At 72.2% G+C, this 6,442-nt stretch carries 5 protein-coding genes and 1 pseudogene; 5 read left to right on the forward strand and 1 reads right to left on the reverse strand.

Annotated elements, in window-relative coordinates; genetic code table 11:
• Positions 1-1,419, reverse strand: a 1,419-nt coding sequence (locus ACWGIU_RS26010) for a protein kinase domain-containing protein (protein ID WP_453709628.1), incomplete at its 3' end; no start/stop codon positions are given.
• Between the two features lie 229 nt (positions 1,420-1,648).
• Here ACWGIU_RS26010 and ACWGIU_RS26015 point away from each other — a divergent pair.
• From ACWGIU_RS26015 to ACWGIU_RS26035, 5 genes and pseudogenes are all read left to right on the forward strand, one after another.
• On the forward strand, positions 1,649-3,307 hold the full coding sequence (locus ACWGIU_RS26015) for a protein kinase domain-containing protein (protein WP_453709630.1): 1,659 nt from the start codon (positions 1,649-1,651) through the stop codon (positions 3,305-3,307).
• Positions 3,308-3,480: 173 nt separating this feature from the next.
• Complete coding sequence (locus tag ACWGIU_RS26020; RefSeq protein WP_453709632.1) at positions 3,481-3,966, forward strand: hypothetical protein; 486 nt, start codon at positions 3,481-3,483, stop codon at positions 3,964-3,966.
• 97 nt (positions 3,967-4,063) lie between these two features.
• A complete protein-coding gene (locus ACWGIU_RS26025) occupies positions 4,064-4,717 on the forward strand; it encodes a PadR family transcriptional regulator (RefSeq protein ID WP_453709634.1) in 654 nt (217 codons plus the stop codon).
• A gap of 25 nt (positions 4,718-4,742) precedes the next feature.
• The gene (locus ACWGIU_RS26030; RefSeq protein WP_453709636.1) at positions 4,743-5,489 is read left to right on the forward strand and encodes an ABC transporter ATP-binding protein; all 747 of its coding nucleotides are present in this window, start codon (positions 4,743-4,745) and stop codon (positions 5,487-5,489) included.
• Positions 5,486-6,442 (forward strand): annotated as a pseudogene (locus ACWGIU_RS26035) (ABC transporter permease); the annotation flags it as partial. The gene ACWGIU_RS26030 and the pseudogene ACWGIU_RS26035, both read left to right, overlap by 4 nt.

The following is a 6,442-nucleotide window of genomic DNA, read 5'->3' on the forward strand; positions in this document are numbered from 1 at the left end:
AGTCTGCGTCCGACTGCGGGTCGGCAGGGGCGAATTGTCGTTGGTGGCCGGGGTGTTGTCCTGGGTCTGCGGCGGCTGGGAGACGTTCGGGGCGGCGGACTGGCTCGGCTGGCCGCCCGGGGTGCTCTGGGTGGTCTCCGGCTTCTTCTTCTCGCCCTTGCCCACGGTGTTGACGGCGTAGGCCACGCCGCCCATGACCGCGACGATCGCGAGGACCGCGAACAGCCAGGCCTTCCAGCGGCTGCCGCCGCGGTCGTCGTAGCCGTCGTACCCGTCGTAGCCGCCGTTGCCGGCCTGGCCGTGGCCGCCGGGGAAGGCCGAGCCGTCGTCCGGGTTCAGCGACGGCACCATCGGCTGCTGGAACTGCGAGGTCGAGGCGTGCGCCCCGTACTGCTGCTGGCCGCCGCTCCCGGGGAGGGGCATGGCCGTGGTGGGGGCGGCGCCGCCCCGCCCGTGCGGCAGGGTCATGGTGACCGGACCGGTGCTCCAGGTGCCGGTGTTCGGCCCCTGGTCGTGCAGCATCTGCAGCGCGTACTGGACCAGCCCGCGCATCTCCTCGGCGCTCTGGAACCGGTCGTCCGGGTCCTTGGCGAGGGCGCGCATGACCAGGCCGTCGAGCTCCTGCGGGAGATGACGGCCCTCCGGCAGCTGCGAGGGCGGCACCGGGGCGTCCTGGACGTGCTGGTAGACCACCGACAGCGGGGTCTCGCCGGTGAAGGGGGGTCGCAGCGCGAGCAGTTCGTAGAGCAGGCAGCCGGTCGCGTACAGGTCGGAGCGGTGGTCGACGGCCTTGCCGAGGGCCTGCTCGGGCGACAGGTACTGCGGGGTGCCCATGACCATGCCCGTCTGGGTCATCGTCGACTGGGCGCCGTGCAGGGCGCGGGCGATGCCGAAGTCCATCACCTTGACCGCACCGTTCTCGGTGATGATGACGTTCGCGGGCTTGATGTCGCGGTGCACGATGCCGTGCTGGTGCGAGTACGCGAGGGCTTCGAGCACGCCCGAGGTGATGATGAGCGCCTGCTCGGGGCCCGGGGCCTCGGCACTGAGCAGGAGGTCGCGGATGGTGCGGCCCTCGACGAGCTCCATGACGATGTACGGCACGGTGGTCGGGCCGACCCGGTCCTCGCCCGAGTCGTACACGGCGACGACGGCATGGTGGTTGAGTCCGGCGACGGACTGCGCCTCGCGGGTGAACCGTGCCTTGGACACCGGGTCCTCGGCGAGGTCCGCGCGCAGCAGCTTCACGGCGACCGTGCGGCCGAGGCGCACGTCCTCGGCGGCGAACACCTCGGCCATGCCGCCGCGGCCCAGCCGGTGCGTCATCCGGTAACGGCCGTCTCCCACCAGGCCGCCGGCGCCCCAGTGCTCAGGACCATCGGTCATCCCGGCGCCGTTTCCATCGGGTTCGGGTGCCATCAGTCCTCGCCGTCGTATCTCTCGGCCGCCGCTCAGCGGTCGTCCTCTTCGTCGGTGCTCCGGTGAACGCTACAGCCTCGGAACCGGTCACCGTTCGGACAAGGCTGCCTGTGCACGTGTGGTCACGGAACGGGCACCTGGCTTGACGTGTGCTTGCCCTCGGGCAGACTGGGCGCCATATGCGCCCGGCCAGCGGCGTGGGGACACATCCCGAGGGGAAGCAACAGTCATGAGCCAGGACGGCACTCAGGGCCAGTACGCGGGCGGCTCTCTGGCCGGTGGCCGTTACCAGCTAAGGGACTTGCTCGGCGCGGGCGGCATGGCGTCCGTGTACCTGGCGTACGACTCGGCCCTCGACCGGCAGGTCGCCATCAAGACGCTGCACAGCGACCTCGGCCGCGAGCAGTCCTTCCGCGAGCGGTTCCGCCGCGAGGCGCAGGCTGTAGCGAAACTGTCGCACACGAACATCGTCTCGGTATTCGACACCGGCGAGGGTGAAGTGACGTTCGGCGGCGCGGCCGCGGGCGACGGCGCGGTGATGCCGTACATCGTCATGGAGTACGTGGAGGGCCGGCCGCTGGGCTCGGTGCTGGAGGAGGACATCCGCCAGTACGGGGCCATGCCGGCCGACAAGGCGCTGAAGGTGACGGCCGATGTGCTGGCCGCGCTGGAGACCAGCCACGAGATGGGGCTCGTCCACCGCGACATCAAGCCCGGCAACGTCATGGTGAACAAGCGTGGCGTGGTCAAGGTGATGGACTTCGGCATCGCCCGCGCCATGCAGTCGGGGGTCACCTCGATGACGCAGACCGGCATGGTCGTCGGCACCCCCCAGTACCTCTCGCCGGAGCAGGCGCTGGGGCGCGGGGTCGACGCCCGTTCCGACCTCTACTCGGTCGGCATCATGCTGTTCCAGCTGCTGACCGGGCGGATCCCGTTCGACGCGGACTCGCCGCTGGCCATCGCGTACGCCCATGTGCAGGAGGAGCCGGTCGCCCCGTCCTCCGTCAACCGGTCGCTGACCCCGGCGATGGACGCGCTGGTGGCGCGGGCCCTGAAGAAGAACCCGAACGAGCGTTTCCCCACGGCCGCGGCCATGGGCGACGAGGTCGCACGGGTGCTGGGCTCCGGGCAGACCGGGGCGCCGGTCATCGTCCAGGGTCAGGGGCCCCTGAGCAGCGGCGCGGGCGTGGCCTCGGCCGTGTTCCCGCCGGTGGAGTCCGGGTACCAGGCGCCCCCGCAGTCGGTGCAGCAGCCGTACCAGGCTCCGCACGCCCCGACGCCGGCCCCGTACGCGCCGACGCCGGCTCCGCAGCAGCACGCGCAGGGCGGCTACGCCTACCCGCACACGCCCGCGCCGCAGCAGCAGTACGGGCCCCAGACCCCGCCCCCGTACACGATCTCCCCGGCCTCGACGGGCACGACCGCGGCGTCCGGCGGCGGCAAGCGGAACATGCCGGTGCTGGTGGGCGCGGTCGCGGTGGCGGTGCTGGCCGTCGGTGGGCTGATCGCCGCGCTCTCGATGGACGGCGACAAGGACAAGGGCACGACCGCGGACCCGGGGGCCTCCACGTCGGCCAGCGCCTCCGCCAAGGCCGGGTTCAAGGGGCCGGACACCACGCGCACGATCGACCCGAAGAGGTGCACGGAGCCGGTGAAGCACTACAGCGAGGCCGGCAAGTACATGGCGCCGGACCTCAAGTACAAGAACCTGCTCTCCGTGAAGGAGTGCATCCAGGCCTCGGGCGGCAGGTACAAGATCGTGTCGAAGGACGAAGCCGTGTACGGCAAGGACACGGTGCTGTTCCAGACCCCGGCCGCCGGCGACAAGATCGACAAGGAGAACGTGGAGTACACGCTGACCGTGTCGACCGGTAACCCCGAATAGCGCGGCGAAGACGGCCACGCGGCGGCGCGGCAGGCGCCGCGGTCTGACACACCGGCATCCCGGGCACCCCGATGGGGCGTCCGGGATGCCGCTTTTGCTCCACTATGTAAATCTGGGCGCATATCTTTGACGCGCAGCGAGCAGCTCGTGGCTCGGGACGGGAGGGGCCCCCCGTGATCCAAGGCTTCCGCCCGCCGCACTGGCTGGTCTGCGCGGCCCTGGCCACCGCCGCGCTCGCGCCCGCCGCTTCCGCCTACGCCGGCCCCTTGCTCACCTCGCCCCGGCACGTCGCCGCGCCCGTCCCGCCCGACGACGACCCCTACGAGAAGCTGGCCGGCAGCGTCGCCGGCGTCGGCCGCCAGCGCCCCGGGCGGCCGGTGGGCGAGCCCCCCAACCCGGAACTGGTGGTGGCCTCCCGGCCCCTGCTGCCGGTCCGCCCGCGCACCGAGCCCACTCCCCGGCGGACCACCAGCACCAGCACCAGCACCAGCGCCGCCTCCACCCCGAGCCCGCCGTCGGCGGTCGTCACCGCCCTCGGAACCGGAACCAACGACCGGGCCGCCGACCTGGCCGCGCACATACTGCCGCTCGGTACCGGATTCGCCCTGATGGGCCTCGGTCTCGGCTACCTCGGAGTGCGGCTGCGCCGCGGGATCTGAGCGGCCCGGCCACGCCGCTCCGGGCGCGGCGTCCCCCCTGCGGCGTACACCTCAGGATGGTTGCAGCGCGTGAACATACTCGGTATATATACCGAGTATGTCGATCCGTCACGGGCTCCTGGCCCTGCTGGAACGGGGCCCTCGGTACGGCTCCCAGCTACGCACCGAGTTCGAATCCCGCACCGGCTCCACCTGGCCGCTCAACGTCGGGCAGGTGTACACGACCCTCGCCCGGCTCGAACGGGACGGCCTCGTCGCCCCCGGCGGCGAGGACGCCGCCGGCCACACCCTCCACGCCATCACCGACGCCGGGCGCGCCGAACTGCACCAGTGGTACGAGCGCCCCGTCGACCGGGCCAACCCGCCCCGCGACGAGCTGTCCATCAAGCTCGCCATGGCCGTGGGCGCCCCCGGCGTGGACATCCGCGCCGTCATCCAGTCCCAGCGCCACGCCACGATCAAGGCGATGCAGGACTACACCCGGCTCAAGGCCACGGCGCTCGCCGCCGTCGAGAGCGGCCGGTCCCGCGAGCGCGACGACGTGGCCTGGCTGCTCGTCCTGGAACAGCTGATCTTCCAGACCGAGGCCGAGGCCCGCTGGCTCGACCACTGCGAAGCCCGGCTCGTCCGGCTCTCCCAGACGGCCGACCGGAGAGCCGCGGAACCCGAACCACCCCAGGCCGCCACAGCCGAGACCCCGGCCCCGCCCATCACCCGGCCCCGTCGTACCGCTCGTACGCGTCGTGGCTGAACCACCGTTCCAGGGGGGACACTCCATGCCTGACCAGCCCCGGTCCCAGCAGCCCGTACTGCAGTTGGACCAACTCGTCCGCACGCACGGCAGCGGCGCCACCGAGGTGCACGCCCTGCGCGGGATCAACCTCTCCGTGTTCCCCGGCGAACTCGTCGCCGTCATGGGCCCCTCCGGCTCCGGCAAGTCCACGCTGCTCACCCTCGCGGGCGGCCTCGACACCCCGAGCGGCGGCCGGGTGATCGTCGAGGGCACCGACATCACCGCCGCCAGCCGCAAGCAGCTGGCCGCCCTGCGCCGCCGCAGCATCGGGTACGTCTTCCAGGACTACAACCTGATACCGGCCCTCACCGCCGCCGAGAACGTGGCTCTGCCCCGGGAACTCGACGGGATCTCCGCCCGCAAGGCCCGCGCCTGCGCGGTCGCCGCGCTGGAGGAGATGGGCCTCGGCCAGCTCGCCGACCGGTTCCCCGACGAGATGTCCGGCGGCCAGCAGCAGCGCGTGGCCATCGCCCGCGCCCTCGTGGGCGACCGCCGCCTGGTCCTCGCCGACGAGCCGACCGGCGCCCTCGACTCCGAGACCGGCGAGTCCGTCCTCGCCCTGCTGCGCGCCCGATGCGACGCGGGCGCCGCCGGGATCCTCGTCACGCACGAGCCCCGGTTCGCCGCCTGGGCCGACCGCGTGGTCTTCCTGCGCGACGGCAGCGTGGTCGACGAGACCCTGCGCAGCCACGCCGACTCCCTCCTCTCCGGGCAGGCGGCCGGCCAGTGACCACAGCGCTCCAAGGCTGGTACCACTCCTGGATCGCGGCCCTGCGCATAGCCCGGCGCGACGCCTGGCGCGCCAAGGGCCGCAGCTCCCTCGTCCTCGCGATGCTCGCCCTGCCGATCGTCGGAGTGAGCGCCGCCGACCTCACGCTGCGCAGCGCCGAACTCTCCACCGAGCAGTCGCTCTCCCGGATGATCGGCGCCGCCGACGCCCGGGTGAACGCCTCGTACATGTCCGGGGCCATCAACCAGAGCCCCGACGGAACGGCCTCGGCGCCCGTCGGCGGCTACAAGGAGTACGACCCCTCGAAGTCCTCGCGGGAGAAGCCGGAACCGGTGGAGACCGCGCTCCCGGCCGGGGCCCAGATCCTCAAGGACAGCGGCGGCTACGCCAAGGTCCGCACCACGCACGGACTGCTCGACACCCACCTGCGCGAACTCGACGCGCACAGCCCGCTCGTGCAGGGCATGATCACACTCGACCGCGGCCGGCTGCCCGGGAGCCCGGGCGAGGTCATGGCCACCCGGGCCTTCCTGAGGGACTCCGGCCTCTTCGTCGGCTCCTCGGTCACCCCGCGCGGCGCCACCTCCCCGTACAAGATCGTCGGCGCCTACGAGCTGCCGGACGAACTCGAACGTCCCGAGATCATCGCCCCACCCGGGACGCTGATCGCCCCCCTGAACAAGGCGGTGGCGGAGTCCGGCGGCCGCACGGTGTCCCCCGACGACACCTACCTGGTCAAGGTCGGCGGCGCGGGTGTCACCTGGGACGCGGTCAAGGCGGCCAACGCCAAGGGCCTGCTCGTCATCTCCCGCGCCGTCATCCTCGACCCGCCCGCCGACTCCGAGGTCCCGCTCTACCGGGACGAGCCGAAGGCGATGTACGAACGCGACGGCAACAAGGTCATCGAAACGGCCATCCTGGCCACCGTCGCGGGCCTGGCCATGCTGGAGATC

Source organism: Streptomyces sp. NPDC054840 (assembly GCF_053611065.1).

Excerpts from the sequence above, each read along its gene's own strand:
- ACWGIU_RS26015 (WP_453709630.1), top strand. The coding sequence starts at position 1,649 with ATGAGCCAGGACGGCACTCAGGGCCAGTACGCGGGCGGCTCTCTGGCC.
- ACWGIU_RS26025 (WP_453709634.1), top strand. The coding sequence starts at position 4,064 with ATGTCGATCCGTCACGGGCTCCTGGCCCTGCTGGAACGGGGCCCTCGG.
- ACWGIU_RS26030 (WP_453709636.1), top strand. The coding sequence starts at position 4,743 with ATGCCTGACCAGCCCCGGTCCCAGCAGCCCGTACTGCAGTTGGACCAA.